The following is a 17,990-nucleotide window of genomic DNA, read 5'->3' as shown; positions in this document are numbered from 1 at the left end:
CGGGGCGCGGGCGGGGGGCGCGAGGCGCGGGCGGTCAATCGGCCGGGGGTTAACCCCACCCCGGATCCGGTAGCGGCCCGGATCCCACCACGGCCCTTCCCTTCATACGGTCGTAGTGCGCTCACGGAAGAGCGCCGAAGAGCGCCGGGGGCGCGTCACAGGGGGAGATCGTCATGACCGTCCATACTCGCCGTCCGCGTCCGTCGGAGCGCCCGAGCCGTTCCCGCGCCGGTCGGGTGCCGGTGTTCGCCGTCGCCGGCGGCGTGGCCGTACTCGCCCTGCTCGCCTCCGGCTGCGGCGCCGACGCGAGCGACGACTCATCCCCCGACCACCGCTCCTTCGCCCTCCAGGGCAAGACCCTCACCGTCGACTCGGACAACTCCGCGCTCGAACTCGTCCCGGCCGACGTCGACAAGGTCGAGGTCACCCGCTGGTTCCAGGGCCGCGTCGCGATCGGCTCGGACCCCAAGGTCACCTGGTCCATGAAGGACGACCGCCTCACCCTGCGCCTGCGCTGCTCCGGCGTCTTCGCGAACTGCTCGGTCAAGCACCGCGTGGAGGTACCCCGCGATGTCGCGGTGAACGTCAAGAACCACGACGGCTCCGTCCGCGCCTCCGGCTTCTCCACCGCGCTCACCCTCCGCACGGACGACGGTTCCGTCCGCGTCCAGGACTCCACCGGCCGCCTGGAGATGCACAGCGACGACGGCAGCCTCCGCGCCTCCGGCATCCGCGCCCGCCAGATCAGCGCCGACACCCGCGACGGCTCCATCCGTCTCGAACTGGCCACCGTCCCCAACCGCGTGGACGTCAGCAGCCACGACGGCTCCGTCACCGTCGACCTGCCCCGCTCCGACCCGGCCGACGGCTCCGCGACCGCCTACCACGTCACCGCCAAATCCCACGACGGCGGCGTCGACGTCTCCGTCCCCCGCGACAACCGCAGCCCCCATCTGGTGACCGCCGAGTCCCGCGACGGCAAAGTCACGGTACGGAACGCGAACTAACCGGCCCGTGTGTTCGTCACTAACCGGTGGGAGAATGACACCGGGCAGGGCGGACCACAGCACGGGAGAGGGAAGTGACGGCGACACCATCGCAGCCGTACACACCGATGACGACGGAAGCGCTGTGCGCGCATCACCTCCCGGGCCCCGTGCCCCCACCCGATCCCACGGCCTCCGAGCCGCCGGCACCCCCCGCCGTCCTCCCCTCCACCCCTCCAAGACCTGACCCGACCGGTACTCACGCCGCATCCCTCGGTGGCCGCGCCACGACCGGCGCCCGTCACCTCCTCTCGCTCGTCCTCCTCCCGCTGCCCCTGCTCGCCGTCGCCGCCGCGTCGCTGCCCGCCGCCTTCGCCGGGGGCGGCACCCGGCGCTGGTTCGGCGGTCGGGCCGAGGGCCAGCGCGCCGAGGCCCAGGCGGCCAAGGACGCCGCCGCTGCCGCCTTCTACGAACTCGACACCGCCCAGCGCGACCTCCGTATCTCGATAGAGACCATCACCGCCGTCGACGCCACTCCCCCGGCCCGCCGCGCGGTCTCCGACTTCGAAGCGCTCGGCCACCGCATCGACGAGGTCAGCCAGCAGTACATCGGCGCCGTCGACGCCCACGACCTCGACCGCGACGACCTGGAGGCCTCGGCCGCCACCCGCGCCCGCAACGAGCTGACCCAGGCCAAGGACGCCCTCGGCCAGGTCAAAAAGGACCTGGACCGCTTCGCCCAAGGGCTCGAACCCCTCCTCGGCAAGGCCGAGACCCAACTCGCCCGTCTCGCCCCCGCCGTCGAACGAGCCCGCCAGGCCCTCCTCGCCGCCAGCAACGCCCTCGACGCCGTACGCGGCGCCGGACTCCGCGCCGACGACCTGGCCGCCCGCCTCGCCGCCCTGGCCCCCGAACTCACCAAGCTCAACCAGGGCGCCGGCCAGCACGGAGTACCCGAGACCCTTCAGCGGGCCGAACGCGTCTCCCGCGACGCCGAAGCCGTACGCGCCGAGGCAGAGCGCCTTCCCGAACGCGCCGCCGAGATCGACCGCCGCCTCGTCTCCCTGCGCACCCGCGCCCAGGCCCTCACCACCCGCGCGGGCCAGGTCGACCCGGTCCTCAGTGAACTCCGCCGCCGCTTCACCGCCGCCTGCTGGCAGGACCTCCAGCACGTCCCGTCCCAGGCCGTCGACAACGTCCGCCAGGCCGAACTCAAGCTCAAGGAAGCCCAGACCGCCCGCGACGCCCAACGCTGGCCCGACGCCACCTCCCTCCTGTCCACCGTCCGCGCCCTGCTCAACACCACCGACGAGGACGTCTCAGCCGCCGGCAGCCGCCTCCAGCGTCTGAACGCCGTGTCCAAGGACCCCCAGCAGGAGATCGAACGCACCCGCTTCGCCATCCGCGACGCCCAGCGCCTCGCCATGGCCGGCCGCCACACACCCGACCCCCGCCACGCCCGGCCCCTCGACGAGTCGGTCGCCCGGCTCGACCGCGCCGTCGCCACCCTCGACGGACGCCACCCGGACTACTGGCACTTCCTCACCGAGACCGAAGCCGTCCGCCAGACGGTGGCCCACGTCGTCTCCCAGATCCGCGAGGAACGCGGCACCGGCGCCTGACCCACCGGCCAGTACCTCCCTGACGCCTCCAGGCACCTCCCACCCTCCGATTAATTGATAAATAACGAGAACACATGGGATCCTGCCTCCCGCACCTTCCTGCTCTCTCCCCTGACGGAGCACCATGGACTTCATCACCGCCCTCAAAAGAGAACGCCTGGTCGCCATCGTCCGTGGCTCGGACGCCGACGCCTCCTTCCGTACCGTCATGACCCTCGCCGAGTCCGGCGTCCCCCTCATCGAGGTGTCCCTCAGCGGCACCGACCCCCTCCGCGTCATCGAACGCGCCCGAGCCGAACTCGGCCCCGACGCCTGCCTCGGCGCCGGCACCGTCCTCACCGAGGACGACGCCCACCGCGCCACCGCCGCCGGCGCGAACCTCGTCGTCACCCCCGGCCTCGGCCTCGCCGTCGACACGGCCGTACGCCAAGGGCTGCCTGTACTCGCCGGCGTGCTCACCCCGACCGATGTCATCGCCGCCACGGCCGCCGGGGCCACGGCGCTGAAGATCTTCCCCGCCTCCGCCGTAGGCGGCCCTTCCTATCTCAAGGCCCTCCGCGGCCCCTTCCCACACCTCCCCTTCGTGCCCGTCGGCGGAGTCGACGCCCGAGCCGCCGCCTCCTACCTCACTCTCGGCGCCGTCGCGGTCGGCGTCGGCTCCCCTCTCATCGGCGATGCCGCGGACGGCGGGGACCTGGACGCCCTCCGCAAGCGCGCCGCCGAGTTCCGGTCGGTCTGCTCATGAGCCGCCCCGAGTTCCCCGGCTCCGAACTCTCCGGTGATGTCCTCACGTTCGGCGAGACGATGGTCGCCCTGCGCGGCACCGGCCCCCTCAAACTCGGCGGCTCCCTGAACGTCTCCGTCGCCGGCGCCGAGTCCAACGTCGCCATCGGTCTCGCCCGCCTCGGCCACCCCGTCCGCTGGGCGGGCGCGGTCGGCGACGACGAGGCAGGCGAACTCGTCCTGCGCACTCTCCGCGCCGAAGGCGTCGACCTCTCCGGTGCCACCCGCGACAGTGAGGCCCCCACCGGGCTCCTCCTCTTCGAGCCCCGACTCCCCGACGTGACCCGGGTGCACTACTACCGCTCGGGCTCAGCCGGCTCCCGCCTTCACCCCGCCGCCATCGAGGCCGCCTTCGCCGTTCGCCCTCCCCGCGTACTGCACCTCACCGGTATCACCCCCGCCCTGAGCCCCTCGGCCCGCGACACCTCCCTCCGCGCCCTGCAACTCGCCCGCACTTCCGGCTCCCTCGTCAGCCTTGATGTGAACTTCCGCTCCCGTCTCTGGAGTTCCGACGAGGCATCCACCGTCCTCCGCTCCTGGATGCCCTACATCAACCTCCTCATCGCCTCGGACGACGAACTCCCCCTCTGCCTCCCCCGCCCGACCTCGTCCCGTGACACCGACACCACCGGCGACATCTCCGGAGCCGCCAGGGCCCTCCTCGCCCTCGGGGTCCGCGAGGTCGTGGTCAAGCTCGGCGCGGACGGCGCCACCGCCTGCACCGCCGACAGCGAGCTGCACTCCCCGGCCCGCCGCGTCCGCGCGGTCGACGCGGTCGGCGCGGGCGACGCTTTCGTCGCCGGCTATCTGTCCGCCCTCCTCGACGGCGAGGACCTGGCCGGCCGCCTCGACCGTGCCGTCACCACGGGTGCCTTCGCCGTGGCCTCCCCCGGTGACTGGGAAGGCGCCCCCACCCGCGCCGAACTCGGCCTCCTCGGAACTCCTCCCGGCACCGTCGTGAGGTAGCCCACGCTCCGTTCACCGCACCACTGCCACCCCTCCTCCCGCTAACCTGTGCCCATGCCTCGCTACGAGTACCGCTGCCGTACCTGCGGCGACACCTTCGAACTCAGCCGCCCGATGGCCGAGTCCTCCGACCCTGCCGCCTGCCCCGACGGGCACGACGACACGGTCAAGCTGCTCTCGACCGTCGCCGTGGGCGGTACCTCCGCCGCATCGGCACCCCGCCCCGCCGCCGGCGGAGGCGGCTGCTGCGGGGGCGGCTGCTGCGGCTGACCCTTGCGCCTCGCCGCCCCGGTCAGGTCCCGAGGTAGCGCAGCACTGCCAGCACCCGGCGCGAATAGCCCGTACTCCCCGACAGTTCGAGCTTGTCGAAGATCGCGTTGATGTGTTTCTCCACGCCGCTCTGTGAAATGTGCAGTCGCTGGGCGATCGCCGCGTTGGTGTGGCCCTGAGCCATCTCGGCCAGAACGTCCCGCTCCCGCGCGGTGAGCCTGGCCAGCAGATCGGCATGCGGACTGCCCCCGAGCAACTGCCGTACCACCTCCGGGTCGAACGCAGCTCGCCCCTGTCCCACCCGCTCCAACGCGTCGAGGAACTCGTCGACCTGGACCACACGGTCCTTCAGCAGATATCCCACCCCTTCCGATTCTCCGGTCATCAGTTCCGCGGCGTAGCGCTTCTCGACGTACTGCGAGAGCACCAGCACCCCCACGCCCGGCCAGCGCTCACGGATCTCCAGCGCCGCGCGCAGGCCCTCGTCGCTGTGCGTCGGCGGCATCCGCACATCGGCGATCACCACGTCCGGCCGCTCCTCGGCGACCGCCGCCAACAGCCGCTCGGCATCCCCCACGGCCGCCAGCACCTCATGGCCCTCTTCGGCGAGCAGCCGGACCAGGCCCTCCCTCAGCAGGGTCGAGTCCTCGGCGAGAATCAGGCGCACGGCAGCTCCGCTGTGATGACGGTCGGTCCCCCGAGGGGGCTCACCACATCGAACGTCCCGTCCAGCGCGGCGGTTCTTCGCGCCAGCCCTATCAGTCCGCCACCGCCCCGGTCCGCGCCGCCGCGTCCGTCGTCCTCGATCCGCACTCGCAGCGTGTCGCCCATCTCCTCGATCACCACGCCTATCGTGGTCGCCTCCGCGTGCTTGATGGTGTTGGTGACGGCTTCCGACACCACGAAGTAGGCAACGGCGGCCACGGCTCCCCGCGGCTCGTACGGGATCTTGTAGTCCAGCAGCACCGGCACCGCCGACCGCTCCACGACGGTGTCGAGCGCCGTCTTCAGTCCCGCCTCGTCGAGTGCCGTCGGATACACCCGCCAGGCGACCTCTCTGAGGTCGGTGAGCGCGTGCCGGCTCTCCTGGTGGGCCTGGCGCAGCAGTTGGTCCGTGTGGTCAGGGTCCTGGCTGCGCAGGGCACGGCCCAGGAGTATGCCGAGGGCGACCAGCCGCTGCTGCACACCGTCGTGCAGGTCCCGTTCGATACGTCTCCTTTCGTCGTGCACGACCTCGACCACTCCGGCCCGGCTCGTGAAGAGCTGCTCGATACGGCGGCGCAACTCCTCCTGCTCGCTGGGGTCCAGGAAGCGGCGGGCCACCTTTCGCTCCAACGTGCCGACTCCGACGGCTCCTTGGGCGCCCATGAACAGCAGCAGAAACCCGGCGAAGCTCGTCAGTACGAGGTCCATGGGGTGCTGTACGTCCTGTATCACCCAGCCGAAGACGATCCCCGAGCCATATCCGAAGCCGATCACCGCACAGAGAAGGACCACGGCCCCGAGCAGACCGAGCGGCCATCGCGCCGCGAGATAGCGGAGCGCCTGCCCGTCCAGATAGACGGGCGAGCACCGTATCCCCAGGAAGGCCGCCAGTCGTGCCCGCTCCCTCTCCGCGAGCCACCGTCCGGCCGCCCCCACCGGCCGCAGCACGGCCTTCCGTCCACGCGGCCAGGCTTGCACGGGCAACAGGGCCAGTCCGGACAGCAGCACGAAGGCCAGCTCGACGACTGCCGTGCAGGCGCCGAGCACCAGACCGATGGCGAGCCTGAGCCCGCTGCGTACCGCTGTGTCCATGTGGATCACGCTATCCAGCGGCGAGGCACGGGCACATTGCGGAAAACCGCACTTCTTGACTGCGGTGCGCACCACCCCAACCTTGCGGCCGGCTTCAGTGCGCCTTCAGCTTCGGGTTTCTAGCGTTGTCAGCATGATCGAAAGCAACGCACCGAATTGGATCAACAGCCTGATCGACACGCTCGGCGCTCCCGGCGCCGGCCTGGCCATCGCACTGGAGAATCTGTTCCCTCCGCTGCCGAGCGAGGTGATCCTGCCGCTGGCCGGATTCGCTTCGAGTACGGGCCGGATGAGCCTGACAGCGGCTCTGCTGTGGACGACGGCCGGGTCCGTCGTGGGCGCCCTCGCGCTTTATGGAGTGGGCGCGCTGCTGGGGCGTGAGCGGACGGTGGCGATAGCGGCCAGGCTTCCGTTGGTGAAGGTGACGGACATAGAAAGAACGGAGGCGTGGTTCGGCCGTCATGGCACCAAGGCCGTGTTCTTCGGGCGGATGATCCCCCTCTTCCGCAGCCTGATATCGGTGCCCGCGGGCATCGAGCGGATGCCGCTTCCCCTCTTTCTGGCGCTGACGACGCTGGGCAGCGCGATATGGAACACGGTGTTCGTCGGCGCCGGATATGCCCTGGGTGAGAACTGGTCCGAGGTGACGGGCTATGTCTCGGCGTACTCGAAGGTCGTGCTGGCGCTGGCGTTCGTTGCCGTGCTCGTGTTCGTGGGTCTCCGGCTGTTCAGGCCCGGTTCCGGGCAGCGGCGAGGGCGAAGTTCCTCGTGATCTCCTCACCGGCCATGACTCCGGTCTCCGCGAGGGCGGTGAGGTGCGGGGCCTGCCAGCCCTCGTCCGCCAGCTCGCCGTGGCCGGGGCGCCATGCCCGGTCGGCGGCGAGGAGCAGATCGGCGTCGAGGAGGGAGTCACCGGCGGCGAGGGTGAGGGTGTCGCCGGTGCGCCGGACGACTTCCCGCATGGCGGCGCTCTTGGTCAGCGGCTTGGGTACGACGTAGATCTTGCGGCCCTGCAAGGACACGGTCCAGCCGCGTCCCTCGGCCCACGCGGCGAGTTCCTTGACCCAGCCTTCGGGGAGCAGGGGGCGCTCGACTACGAGGTAGGCGAAGAAGTCCTCGGCGACGCGTTCCTTCAGCAGCCACGCGGGGTCGGCGGTGCGCTGGAGGTGGGCGCGGATCTCGGCGAGTGGGGCGCATTCGTCGGCCAGCCTGGCCCTGACGCGGCGCTGCCAGTCCTCGTCGGAGACTCCGTCGACCAGAAGGTGCCCGCCGTTGGCGCAGATCGCGAACTGTGGTGGGGGTCCCGGGAGATGGATGCGGTGGTACTGCTCGCGGGTGCGGGTGGTGGTGGGGACGAAGAACGTGGTGGCGGCCAGGTCTTCGAGCAGTGCGGCAGCGGTTTCCGTCATATAGGACAGCGGCTTGTTGTCGTACACCTCGACGCAGAGCAGTCGGGGTGCCTCGGCGTCGGGCATACGCAGGGCGAGTGCCGGGGTCGAGTAGATCAGGGTGCGGTCGAGGTCGCTGGCGATGAGGGTGGTGCCCTGGGCGGCAGCGTCGGCCGGGCGATCGGGCCGGGTGGTCACTGTCCCGTCACCGCCTTGCCGTCGGCGCCGGTCGCGCCGCGGGTGAACCGCGGATGGATCAGGCCGACGCAGGTGTAGGGAAGGTCGTCGATCTCTTCGACGGGCACGCCGCGTTGGTCGGCCAGCAGCCGCACATGGGCGAGATCGGCGCCCGCGCCGGTGCGGGCGAGGATCTTCCAGGGGACACGGCGCAACAGGACACGGGTCGTCTCACCGACCCCCGGCTTGACGAGGTTCACATCATGAATGCCGTACTCCTCGCTGATCCGTTCCACGGCGGCCCAGCCCTCCCAGGTGGGCGCGCGGTCGGCGGACAGCGCCTCCTTGACCTGGGCGTCCACGGCGTCGCCGACCTGGTCGAAGTGGGCCGTGATCCGGTCGAGGAAGTCGACCGAGACGTCGGCGCCGGCGAGTTCGCGGTAGAACTTCGCGCCGTGGAAGTCGTCGGGGCCGACGAGGTCGGCGCGCAGGACGGTGCGCGAAATGAGTCCGGAGACGGTCGAGTTGAGGCAGGCGGAGGGGATGAGGTAGTCGTCGCGGGTGCCGTAGGTGCGGACGCAGGAGCCGGGGTCGGCGAGTACGGCGATCTCCGGGTGGAAGCCGGTGATCCCTTCGGCGTCCTGGAACTCCTTGAGGGCCTGGGCGAGTTCGCGGGTGATGGCGCCCTTGCCGGTCCAGCCGTCCACGAAGACGACGTCGGCCGGGTCGTGGTGGGCGGCGAGCCAGCGGAGGGCGTTGGCGTCGATGCCGCGTCCGCGCACGATGGAGACGGCGTAGTGCGGCAGGTCGAGTCCGTGCCGCTGCTGGGCCCAGCGCCGCATCAGAACGCCCACGGGTGTGCCCGCTCGGGCGAGCGAGACCAGCACCGGGCGCGGCGAGCGTTCGGCGAGGACGATGTCGGTGACGGTGCCGACGGCCTGGGCGATGCGTGCGGCGGAGGTCCCGAGGGCGGAGTGGAAGAGTTCCTGGTACTGGGGGCTGGGCTGGTACTCGACGGGCAGCGACTCGGCGTAGTGGGCGCCGCCGGCCTGTATCGCTTCCTCGCGTTCCTCCGTGGGCGCCTCCAACTGCACGTCGGAGAGGTCCTGGAGGAGCCAGCCGACGTCTTCGGGCGGGTACGAGGAGAAGGCGGGGCCGCGGAGGGGCTCGGGCAGCATGGGGCGCCTTTCGGGGGCGTGCGACCCGGGTGCCGGGACGTACGAAGGGACGACGGCCAGCACCACGTGCCCGGTGTGGGCGGCGAGCTGGGCCAGCAGGCCGTCGGGGGCGTGCAGTGCGGGGGTGTCGGCGACCGAGTCGACCACGGCGACGACGGCGTCGAATCCGGCGCCGGCGATGTTGTAGGCGTAGCGCTCGCCGGGTCCGTCGCCGGGGTTGTCGTGGGCGGGGAAGACGAGGCGGCTGCGTATCGCGTAACCGGGGTCGTCCACGGCGAGAACGGGCGACCGGGTCGTGGTCGAGTAGGACACCTCGGCGCCGGCGCGCTCCTCCAGGGCGACGCCGAGCCTGAGCGGGGCGTACATCAGCTCTTCGAAACCGAGGACGTGGACGCGTGCGGGAGATGCCCGGTCGGCGCCCAGGACGGGGCCCAGGGCGTCGGTGAGTCGCGCGGTCATCCGGGGCAGGGCCGCTTCCAGGACGGTGCGGTGCCTGGGCGTGAAGCCGTGCCGGCCGCCGTCGGGTATGCCGGTCGGCCAGTCCAGCTCGACCCTGGTGACGGTCGGCCGCCGCTGCCCGGGGACGGTCGGCAAGGATTCGGCCGGTGCAGGGTCGCCGGGCGCCGTCTGCCGCGGGACGGAAGCCTGCGGTGCGTCGGCCACGCGTACGGAAGCCTCCTGCCGGGCCACAAGTGCCTGGCCCTTCTCCAGGACCCCGTCGGGGAGCCGTACGGTCCCGGACGCCGAGGCCACCAGGTCCACACGGGCGCCGATCTCCCGCGCGAACTCGTACAGCCGCCCCTGGTCCTGGGCCGAACGCATGTCGACGAGGGCGACGATGACGTACCGGTCGCGCGGGTAGTCGGCGTGGAGGTCGCGGATGGTGTTGAGGACGGTGTTGCCGGTGGAGAACTCGTCGTCCACGAGGACCAGCGGGCCGTCCCCGGCGAGCAGCGCCGGGTCCTCGGGCAGCAGCAGATGGGAGGTGGCGTGGGAGTGGGCCTCCTCGAAGCCGCCCGCTCGGGGGACGCCGTCGACAGGGCGACGGGTCGAGTGGAGGTAGGGGGCGAGCCCGATGCCGTCGGCGACGGAGTGGCCGAGGCCGGTGGCAGTCTCCGCGTAGCCGAGGACGACGGCCCGGCGCGCCTGCTCGGCGCCGAGGAGGTCGCGGACCCGGAGACCGAGGTCGTGTCCGTGCCGGTAGACGACGGCGGGCGACTGGGGGACGTGCTTGCCGAGCACGTTCGACACGAGCAGATGGGCGCGCTTCGGGTTGCGGCGCAGGGCAAGGCCGAGGAGTTCCTTGAGCTGCCCGGTCCTCTGGGACGGAGCACCTGTATCGGTACCGGCGCCGACACGGCCACCGGCACCGGCAACACCACCGGCACCCGTGCCGTCGTCGCCCACGAGTTCGACCCCGAGCCGCTCGGCGACCCACGTTCCGGTCCACACCACGTTGTTCACAGTTCCTTGCATTCAGTCGACGAGGCCGGCGGTGAGCAGTTCCACGAAGCCGATGTCTTCCCCCGCGACACCGAAGACCTCGGCGCGCTGGAGGGTGCGCTCGGCCCAGGCGCGATGGGGCTTCACCTCGTTCATCTTGTTCGTATAGGCGGAACGCATGACGCCTCCGCCGCCCTTCTCCGGCCGCAGGATGTCCTGGGCATCGCTGTACTCCTCGTGGCTGACCACGGACAACGCGTGCACGGGCAGGACGTGGGAGGGGTGGATGCAGGTCTTGCCGAGGAGGCCGTTGGCGCGATCGAGTTCGATCTCGCGGAGCAGGCCGTCCATGTCGTGCTCGATGAGGGCCTGGCGGAGTTCCTCGGCCCGTCCTTCGAGGAAGGGACTGCGGCGCAGCTGAGGCTTGAACATGCGCTCCTGGTGCCGGAAGTACTCCCACACGGGACCGGTCACGGTGAAGCCGGTGCCGTCGGCGCGGCCGAGGAGGTTCACCACGTCGGCGATCACGGAGGCCACGATCTGCACGTCGTAGGCGGTCATGTCGGGAGGCCTGCGCAGCCCGTAGGCGGAGCAGAAGTCGGTGACGCCGAGCCGGAGCGCGAGGACGCGGTCGCGGTACTTGTCGACGGTGCGGGCGATACCGGACAGGGTCTCCGCGCGGGTCTCCAGATACAGCAGCTCGGGGGACTCCAGGACGGGCATCGCGAAGAGCCGGCGCCCGCTCGCGGACTCCGCGAGCGTGAGGGCTTCGAGGAAGGGGACGCCCCGCTCCTCGGTGAACTTCGGCAGAACGAAGCCGGACAGCAGGCGGACGGCTCCGCCGAGCCGTGCCACGAGGTCGGGTATCTGTTCGGCGGTGCGGACCCGGATGAAGAGAAGGGGGAGTTCCGTGGCGGGCCGCTCTGCCAGTTCGGTGAACTGCCGGACCAGGTTCTCCTCGGCGCCCGCCACCTCGCCGTCGTCTATGGAGTCCTCCAGGCAGAGCACCATGGAGATCACTCCCCGGGCGGCCAGCTTGGTGACGTCGTCGGCGAGCCGGGGCCGGGTGGCGGGGCTGTACAGGGTGGCGCCAAGGGCGACGGAGAGCATGCGAGCCGGAGAGTCCGCGGTGAAGTCGCACGGCTCCCGGTGAAAGAGGCGCTGCCGCTCCTCTGGGGCTATTTGCCCGAAATGTCGCATGAGTCTCCCCCGTTTTGCCGGTGTGGCCCGACGAATGTGGCCGGTAATAGTACGTAGGGATGCATGTCAAGGGTTCCCAACCAGCGTGAAATTCAAGTAACCCGGTCATGTCTCCCATGAATACTCAGGCCCGACGGCCCTGCTGCGCCATAGGCCCCCGCATTGTCCTGGCACGCACCGGGAAGGCAGGATGGCCGCATGACGCACGCGATGCTGAAGGGGTCGAACGTCCCGCTCGAAGCGACGGCGGTCCGTGCCGTGCTGCGCTGGGTTCCGGGGCAGGGCGTCCCGGACGTCGACGCCTCCGCGCTGCTCCTCGGCACCGACGGTCGTGTGCGGTCCGACGAGGACTTCGTCTTCTACAACCAGCCCCGTCACCCCTCCGGGAAGGTCTGGCGGCTCGGCAAGAAGCGGGTGTCCGAGGGCCTGACCGACACGATCCAGACGGATCTGGCGGGGATGACCCCCGAAGTGGGGCGCGTGCTGCTGGTCGCGTCGGCGGACGGCCTCCCGTTCGACCGGGTCCACGCCCTGCGGATCCTGCTGTACGACGTGACCACGCCGGACAGCGAGCCGCTGGCGTACTTCGACATCAAGCCGGAGACGGGCGAGGAGACCGCGCTGATCTGCGGGGAGCTGTACCGGCGCGGGGAGGGCTGGAAGTTCCGCGCCCTGGGTGAGGGGTATTCGAACGGCCTGGTCGGTCTGGCGACGGACTTCGGCATCTCCGTGGACGAGTCGGAGTCCGCGGCCCCGGCCCCCGTACCGAACACCTCGTTCCCCCTGCCGCCCCAGCAGCAGCCCGTCCCGGCGCAGCAGCCGGGCCCACGGCAGCCGGCCCCGCAGGAACCGGCCGCGCAGCCCGCGTACGGCTATCCTCCGGCGCCCGCGACGCAGCCCGCGCCCCAGCCCGCGTACGGCTACCCGCAGCCCGCCCTGACGCAGCCCGTCCCCCCGGGCACCCAGCCGGCCTACGGATATCCGCAGCCGATCGCCGCGCAGCCCGCCCAGCTCGATCCGAACTTCAGGCTGCCGCCGCAGGGCCCCCAGTTCCTGCCCCGCTGATCCTGCCGCGCTGACCGGCGCGCTGGCTAGTGCGACTGGTGCGGCTGGTGCGCTGAAGGGTGCGCCGGCAGCGGTCAGCGGCCGGTCTTGGACTTGTAGCCGCGGCCCCACTGGAGGCCCCAGCCGTAGAGACGGTCGAGTTCGGACTGGAAGCCGTACACGAACTTCACTTCGCGGTGGACGATGAACTCGTCCTTGACGTTCTCGATGGTGATCACCGCGCAGGAGCGGGCCTGCGGGGCGCGTTCGTCGAGGCCGATCTCGATCCTCGGCCCGTTGCTCGGGTAGAGGGTCACATTCGCGTGGGTGCGGTCGAAGGCCGGCGTCTGGTCGTAGATGTAGACGAAGACGAGCAGGCGCTTGATCGACTCGCGGTGATCGAGGTTGACGTAGATCGTCTCGCCCGAGCCGGAGCCGAAGCGGTCGTCGCCACTGAGCTTGACGTACGGCGGGGCGTTGAGTTCGCCGAAGAAGCTGCCGAGCGGCTGCACCACGCCCTTGGTGCCGTCCGTCAGCTCATACATGCACCCCAGGTCGAGGTCCACATTGACCATGCTCTGGGTGTGTGCCTGCACCACATCGGGCTTGAACATCTTGAACGGGTTCTGCAGGAAGCTGCCGCGTTCGCCCCCGCCTATGTCGGTGGTACGCATCCGCCAGGACAGGTTGATGCGGAGATTGCCGGTGGCCGCGCCCTGTTTGGTGAGCGAGACCGTCGGATGCCGTTTGGTGAGTTCGATGGAGTTGGACGCCGCACTCCCCGATTCGAAGTCCGCCGACCGTCCGCGAAACAGACCGTCCCAGAAGGACATGCCGCCCCCCAATACCCAGGTGTTTCCTCATGAATGCCGCGGGGCGGCCATGAGGCCCGGTGCCTCCTGGCCGCCCCGCTCAGAGCGTTCCTCACTCCGGCCCCGGTCACACTCCGGAACCGGTCACGGTCGACCACGGACGCCGCCCCCGTATCAAGCGTCGTGATCAGGCGCCGTGATCAAGCGCCGTCATCAAGCCCAGTGATCGACCCCGGGCCGGGCCTCGGGATCAGACTCCGGACGAGACTTCCGCCTTCTCGCCCGAGGATTCAGCTTTTCCCTCGGCCGCCGCGAGCGCCTTGTTGCGTCGCACCGACGACCAGAACGACCAGGCGATGAGGACGACGCCGACAAGACCGGTGATGACCTCATGGATCTCGTACTGGATGGTCACCAGGAGGATCACGGCGAGGGCGCCGATCGCGTAGTGCGCGCCGTGCTCCAGGTAGACGTAGTCGTCGAGGGTGCCCTGGCGGACCAGATAGACCGTGAGCGACCGCACGTACATGGCGCCGATACCGAGGCCGAGCGCCATGAGCACGATGTCGTTGGTGACGGCGAAGGCGCCGATGACACCGTCGAAGGAGAAGGACGCGTCGAGGACTTCGAGGTAGAGGAACATGAAGAACGCGGCCTTGCCGGCGAGGACGACCGCGGATTGCTTCTTGCCCGTCCGCTTGGCCTCCTCCTCGGCCTCGTGTTCTCGCTCCTCGTCCTCTTCGAGTTTGCCTTCGAAGTATCCGGAGAGCCCGCCGACGATCAGATAGGTGATGAGACCCGCGATACCCGCGATGAGGACCGTCTCGGCCTTGTCGACATGTGTCCCGCCGTGCTGGTGCGCGTTGGCCGCGAACGTCATCGCGGAGATCATGAGCACGATCAGGGCGATGCAGACCGACAGCATGTCGACCTTGCCGAGCTTGGCCAGGGGCCGCTCGATCCAGCGCAGCCACTGGATGTCCCGGTCCTCGAAGATGAAGTCGAGGAAGATCATGAGCAGGAACATGCCACCGAAGGCGGCGATCGCCGGGTGGGCGTCGGTCACCAGCTCCTGATACCGGTCCTTGTCGGTCAGGGCGAGATTGACCGCGTCGATCGGGTTCAGTTTGGCGGTGACGGCGACGATGACGACGGGGAAGACCAGCCGCATACCGAAGACGGCGATCAAGATACCGATCGTGAGGAAGATCTTCTGCCAGAAGGCACTCATCTTCTTCAGGATTCCGGCGTTGACCACCGCGTTGTCGAAGGACAGCGAGATCTCAAGGATGGACAGGATCGCCACAATCCCGAACGCCGTCCACCCCCCGTAGAACACCGCTGCGACCAGGCCGAGCGCGGTGACCGCGAACGACCAGCCGAAGGTTTTCAGAATCACTGGCTACCCCATTGTTGTGTACGGGTCTCCCCCGCGCCGTACCCGGCCTTACTCTGCGTCTTCCCGGGGCCGACGACTCCTGCGGCGGTGACCGCGGGCCCCGGAACCCCCGGCCGACCTGATCAGGACCAGGTAGCCGTTTGGGGAACCCGGGGAGAGTCCTTTAGGAAACATTGACCCCGAAGTCTAGAGCGATGCCGCGGAGCCCCGAAGCGTACCCCTGCCCCACCGCACGGAACTTCCACTCACCCCCGTACCGATACAGCTCGCCGAAGATCATCGCGGTCTCCGTCGACGCGTCCTCGGAAAGGTCGTAGCGGGCGAGTTCCTGACCGTCGGCCTGGTTGACGACGCGAATGAACGCATTGCTGACCTGGCCGAACGTCTGTCCGCGGTTGTCCGCCTCATGAATGGAGACCGGGAACACGATCTTGTCGCAGCCGACGGGCACCTTCGAGAGGTCGACCAGGATCGACTCGTCGTCGCCGTCGCCCTCGCCGGTCAGATTGTCGCCGGTGTGCTCGACGGAGCCGTCGGGGCTCTTGAGGTTGTTGTAGAAGACGAACCATTCGTCGCCCATGACCCGGCCGGAGTTGCACAGCAGGGCACTGGCGTCCAGGTCGAAGTCGGCTCCGGTGGTGGAGCGCGCGTCCCAGCCGAGCCCGACCAACACCTGAGTGAGGTTCGGTGCGGCCTTGGAGAGGGAGACATTGCCTCCCTTGGCAAGCGTGACGCCCATGATCGTGTCCTCCCCGAGGTGATACTGCGTCGTCCCGGGGGCTACGAAACCAGCGGCACTGCCGCAGCCTCCGGACCCCCGGCCGGGGGCGGTGGTCCAGCGCGTCCGGCGCCGCACTCGGTGGGTGCGGCGCCGGACGGGGTCGTACGACCGGATCAGACGTTGACCCCGAAGTCCTGCGCGATACCGCGCAGACCCGAGGCATACCCCTGGCCGATGGCGCGGAACTTCCACTCCGCGCCATTGCGGTACAGCTCGCCGAAGACCATGGCGGTCTCCGTCGACGCGTCCTCGGAGAGGTCGTACCGCGCGATCTCCTGCTCGTTGGCCTGGTTCACGACGCGGATGAACGCGTTGCGCACCTGGCCGAAGGACTGCTGGCGGTTCTCGGCGTCGTAGATCGAGACCGGGAAGACGATCTTGTCGACCTCGGCGGGGACACCGACGAGACTGACCTTGATCTGCTCGTCGTCGCCCTCGCCCTCACCGGTGATGTTGTCGCCGGTGTGCTCGACCGAGCCGTCCGGGCTCTTCAGGTTGTTGAAGAAGACGAAGTTCTGGTCACTGGTGACCTTGCCCTCCGTGTTCGTCAGGATGGCGCTGGCGTCAAGGTCGAAGTCGGTACCGGTGGTGGTACGGACGTCCCACCCGAGACCGATCGTGACCGCGGTCAGGCCAGGTGCCTCCTTGGTCAGCGATACGTTGCCGCCCTTGCTGAGGCTGACTCCCACGAGTCCTCCCAATGGTGTCTAGGGGCGGGGAGCCCCCGTCGTGCGTTGGCATCGGATCAACGTCTGGATCCTAGTGACGGGTTCCCGGGGTCCGCAGTGGTTGACCCCGAAGAATCACAGGGAGTCGAGCGCCTTGACGTAGTCGTTCAGGTCACGCGCGTCCGGCAGACCGTTCACGACGGTCCAGCGGACGACGCCCTCCTTGTCGATGACGAAGGTGCCGCGGACCGCGCAGCCCTTGTCCTCGTCGAACACGCCGTACGCGCGCGAGGCGTCGCCGTGCGGCCAGAAGTCGGACAGCAGGGGGTACTCGAAGCCCTCCTGCTCGGCGAAGACCCGCAGCGTGAACGGGGAGTCGTTGGAGACGGCGAGCAGTTGCACGTCGTCGTTCACGAACTTCGGCAGCTCGTCGCGCAGGGCGCACAGCTCGCCCGTGCAGACACCCGTGAACGCGAACGGGTAGAAGAGCAGCACGACACTCTTCTCGCCTCGGAAGTCGGAGAGCCGCACGGTCTCGCCGTGCTGGTTCTTCAGCTCGAAGTCCGGGGCCTTGGTGCCGACCTCGATCGCCATGGTCACGCTTCCCTTCCAGGGGTCTGTTCAGGTGATGACCACCCTACGCAGCCCCACCGACATGCCCCGCGTGAGGGCCCACGCGCGCGGGAGCACTCCCGGGGCCGGCCCGTGCGCCGCCGGGACGCGGAATGCCCCTCCACGCGCGCGGGAGCACGCGGGAGACGCGCGTGGCAGCACGGACAGGCGCGCGGGAGGGGCACGAGCACGAGGCCCCCGCCGACAGGGAGTCGGCGGGGGCCTCGGGATTCTGCTCGGGCGGTGGGCTGCTGCTCAGCGCTTCTTGGCCGCCGCTTTCGGCGTGACCAGGCGGCTGCCGCTCCAGTCCTTGCCCGCACTGATGCTCTTGGTCTGGGACAGGCCCGCTGTCTGCGCGGCCTCATTGATGTCGCTCGGTTCGACGTAGCCGTCGCGGCCGGTCTTGGGCGTCATCAGCCAGACCGGGGACCCTTCGTCGATCAGCGCGATGGCGTCGACCAGCGCGTCCGTCAGATCGCCGTCGTCCTCGCGGAACCACAGCATCACCGCGTCTGCGACATCGTCGTAGTCCTCGTCGACGAGTTCGCTGCCGATGATCTCTTCAATGGCCTCGCGGAGTTCCTGATCGACGTCGTCGTCGTAGCCGATCTCCTGGACCACCTGCCTGGGCTGGAACCCCAGCCTCGCGGCAGGGTTCGTCCGCTCCTCCGCGTGGTCCGCGGTCGCGCTCACCGTTTGCCTCCTGATCGTGTTTCGGAAGATGTGTTCTGGCCTCACCCATGCGCGAAGCTTGGCCGTAGTCCACACGGGCGGGGCGGATCGCGCAAGTACCCGGCCGTCGAGACCGCCGAAACGGTGACGTTCCCGGCGCTCTCACCGCAACTCCACGCACGAAATCACGGC

At 69.7% G+C, this 17,990-nt stretch carries 18 protein-coding genes; 7 read left to right on the top strand and 11 right to left on the bottom strand.

Annotated features, from left to right (window positions below; genetic code table 11):
• Positions 1-173: 173 nt before the first annotated feature.
• The 5 genes from ACIQNU_RS03895 to ACIQNU_RS03875 all read left to right on the top strand — a co-directional run bounded on the left by ACIQNU_RS03895 (position 174) and on the right by ACIQNU_RS03875 (position 4,627).
• Positions 174-1,007, top strand: a complete 834-nt coding sequence (locus ACIQNU_RS03895) for a DUF4097 family beta strand repeat-containing protein (RefSeq protein WP_401360571.1) — start codon at positions 174-176, stop codon at positions 1,005-1,007.
• 74 nt (positions 1,008-1,081) lie between these two features.
• A complete protein-coding gene (locus tag ACIQNU_RS03890; RefSeq protein WP_401360569.1) occupies positions 1,082-2,608 on the top strand; it encodes a hypothetical protein in 1,527 nt (508 codons plus the stop codon).
• A 124-nt stretch (positions 2,609-2,732) separates the two neighbouring features.
• On the top strand, positions 2,733-3,353 hold the full coding sequence (locus ACIQNU_RS03885) for a bifunctional 4-hydroxy-2-oxoglutarate aldolase/2-dehydro-3-deoxy-phosphogluconate aldolase (protein ID WP_401360567.1): 621 nt from the start codon (positions 2,733-2,735) through the stop codon (positions 3,351-3,353).
• Positions 3,350-4,357 carry a sugar kinase gene (locus tag ACIQNU_RS03880; RefSeq protein ID WP_401360565.1) on the top strand — a complete coding sequence of 336 codons (1,008 nt, stop codon included), beginning with the start codon at positions 3,350-3,352 and terminating at the stop codon, positions 4,355-4,357. The genes ACIQNU_RS03885 and ACIQNU_RS03880 overlap by 4 nt, the downstream gene beginning before the upstream one ends.
• Before the next feature lie 54 nt (positions 4,358-4,411).
• On the top strand, positions 4,412-4,627 hold the full coding sequence (locus ACIQNU_RS03875; RefSeq protein ID WP_401360563.1) for a zinc ribbon domain-containing protein: 216 nt from the start codon (positions 4,412-4,414) through the stop codon (positions 4,625-4,627).
• A 22-nt stretch (positions 4,628-4,649) separates the two neighbouring features.
• Here the strand turns inward: ACIQNU_RS03875 and ACIQNU_RS03870 are convergent, their stop codons facing one another.
• Entirely contained in the window at positions 4,650-5,294 is a 645-nt protein-coding gene (locus tag ACIQNU_RS03870; protein WP_401360561.1) for a response regulator, read from the bottom strand.
• Positions 5,285-6,424 carry a sensor histidine kinase gene (locus tag ACIQNU_RS03865; protein ID WP_401360559.1) on the bottom strand — a complete coding sequence of 380 codons (1,140 nt, stop codon included), beginning with the start codon at positions 6,422-6,424 and terminating at the stop codon, positions 5,285-5,287. Before ACIQNU_RS03865 ends, ACIQNU_RS03870 begins: the two co-directional genes overlap by 10 nt.
• Positions 6,425-6,557: 133 nt before the next feature.
• Between ACIQNU_RS03865 and ACIQNU_RS03860 the strand changes: the two genes are divergently transcribed.
• Positions 6,558-7,196 carry a DedA family protein gene (locus tag ACIQNU_RS03860; RefSeq protein WP_401360557.1) on the top strand — a complete coding sequence of 213 codons (639 nt, stop codon included), beginning with the start codon at positions 6,558-6,560 and terminating at the stop codon, positions 7,194-7,196.
• On the opposite strand, the gene ACIQNU_RS03855 is transcribed toward ACIQNU_RS03860, so the two are convergent.
• From ACIQNU_RS03855 to ACIQNU_RS03845, 3 genes are read right to left on the bottom strand one after another with little or no spacing between them, the layout of a single operon-like run.
• Positions 7,153-7,956, bottom strand: a complete 804-nt coding sequence (locus ACIQNU_RS03855) for an HAD family hydrolase (protein WP_401362432.1) — start codon at positions 7,954-7,956, stop codon at positions 7,153-7,155. The genes ACIQNU_RS03860 and ACIQNU_RS03855 overlap by 44 nt on opposite strands.
• 50 nt (positions 7,957-8,006) lie before the next feature.
• Positions 8,007-10,643, bottom strand: coding sequence for a phosphoribosyltransferase (locus ACIQNU_RS03850; RefSeq protein ID WP_401360555.1), 2,637 nt, complete (start codon positions 10,641-10,643; stop codon positions 8,007-8,009).
• Entirely contained in the window at positions 10,644-11,810 is a 1,167-nt protein-coding gene (locus tag ACIQNU_RS03845; RefSeq protein ID WP_401360553.1) for an HpcH/HpaI aldolase/citrate lyase family protein, read from the bottom strand.
• A 198-nt stretch (positions 11,811-12,008) separates the two neighbouring features.
• Here ACIQNU_RS03845 and ACIQNU_RS03840 point away from each other — a divergent pair, with 198 nt between their 5' ends.
• Complete coding sequence (locus ACIQNU_RS03840) at positions 12,009-12,875, top strand: TerD family protein (RefSeq protein WP_401360551.1); 867 nt, start codon at positions 12,009-12,011, stop codon at positions 12,873-12,875.
• 74 nt (positions 12,876-12,949) lie between these two features.
• Here the strand turns inward: ACIQNU_RS03840 and ACIQNU_RS03835 are convergent, their stop codons facing one another.
• From ACIQNU_RS03835 to ACIQNU_RS03810, 6 genes are all read right to left on the bottom strand, one after another.
• Positions 12,950-13,687 (bottom strand): Tellurium resistance, encoded by a 738-nt coding sequence (locus ACIQNU_RS03835; protein ID WP_401360549.1) that lies wholly within the window; start codon positions 13,685-13,687, stop codon positions 12,950-12,952.
• A gap of 229 nt (positions 13,688-13,916) precedes the next feature.
• Positions 13,917-15,065 (bottom strand): DUF475 domain-containing protein, encoded by a 1,149-nt coding sequence (locus tag ACIQNU_RS03830; RefSeq protein ID WP_401360547.1) that lies wholly within the window; start codon positions 15,063-15,065, stop codon positions 13,917-13,919.
• Positions 15,066-15,228: 163 nt separating this feature from the next.
• Complete coding sequence (locus ACIQNU_RS03825; protein WP_401360545.1) at positions 15,229-15,804, bottom strand: TerD family protein; 576 nt, start codon at positions 15,802-15,804, stop codon at positions 15,229-15,231.
• A gap of 155 nt (positions 15,805-15,959) precedes the next feature.
• Complete coding sequence (locus ACIQNU_RS03820; protein ID WP_401360543.1) at positions 15,960-16,535, bottom strand: TerD family protein; 576 nt, start codon at positions 16,533-16,535, stop codon at positions 15,960-15,962.
• Between the two features lie 114 nt (positions 16,536-16,649).
• Positions 16,650-17,108 carry a peroxiredoxin gene (locus ACIQNU_RS03815; protein WP_401360542.1) on the bottom strand — a complete coding sequence of 153 codons (459 nt, stop codon included), beginning with the start codon at positions 17,106-17,108 and terminating at the stop codon, positions 16,650-16,652.
• A 273-nt stretch (positions 17,109-17,381) separates the two neighbouring features.
• Positions 17,382-17,819 carry a DUF3052 domain-containing protein gene (locus ACIQNU_RS03810; RefSeq protein ID WP_401360540.1) on the bottom strand — a complete coding sequence of 146 codons (438 nt, stop codon included), beginning with the start codon at positions 17,817-17,819 and terminating at the stop codon, positions 17,382-17,384.
• Between the last annotated feature and the right edge of the window lie 171 nt (positions 17,820-17,990).

The organism is Streptomyces sp. NPDC091292 (genome assembly GCF_044757265.1).
Lineage (GTDB): Bacteria > Actinomycetota > Actinomycetes > Streptomycetales > Streptomycetaceae > Streptomyces.
The sequence above is the reverse complement of the archived record's forward strand: the minus strand, read 5'-3'. Positions and strand labels throughout refer to the sequence as shown.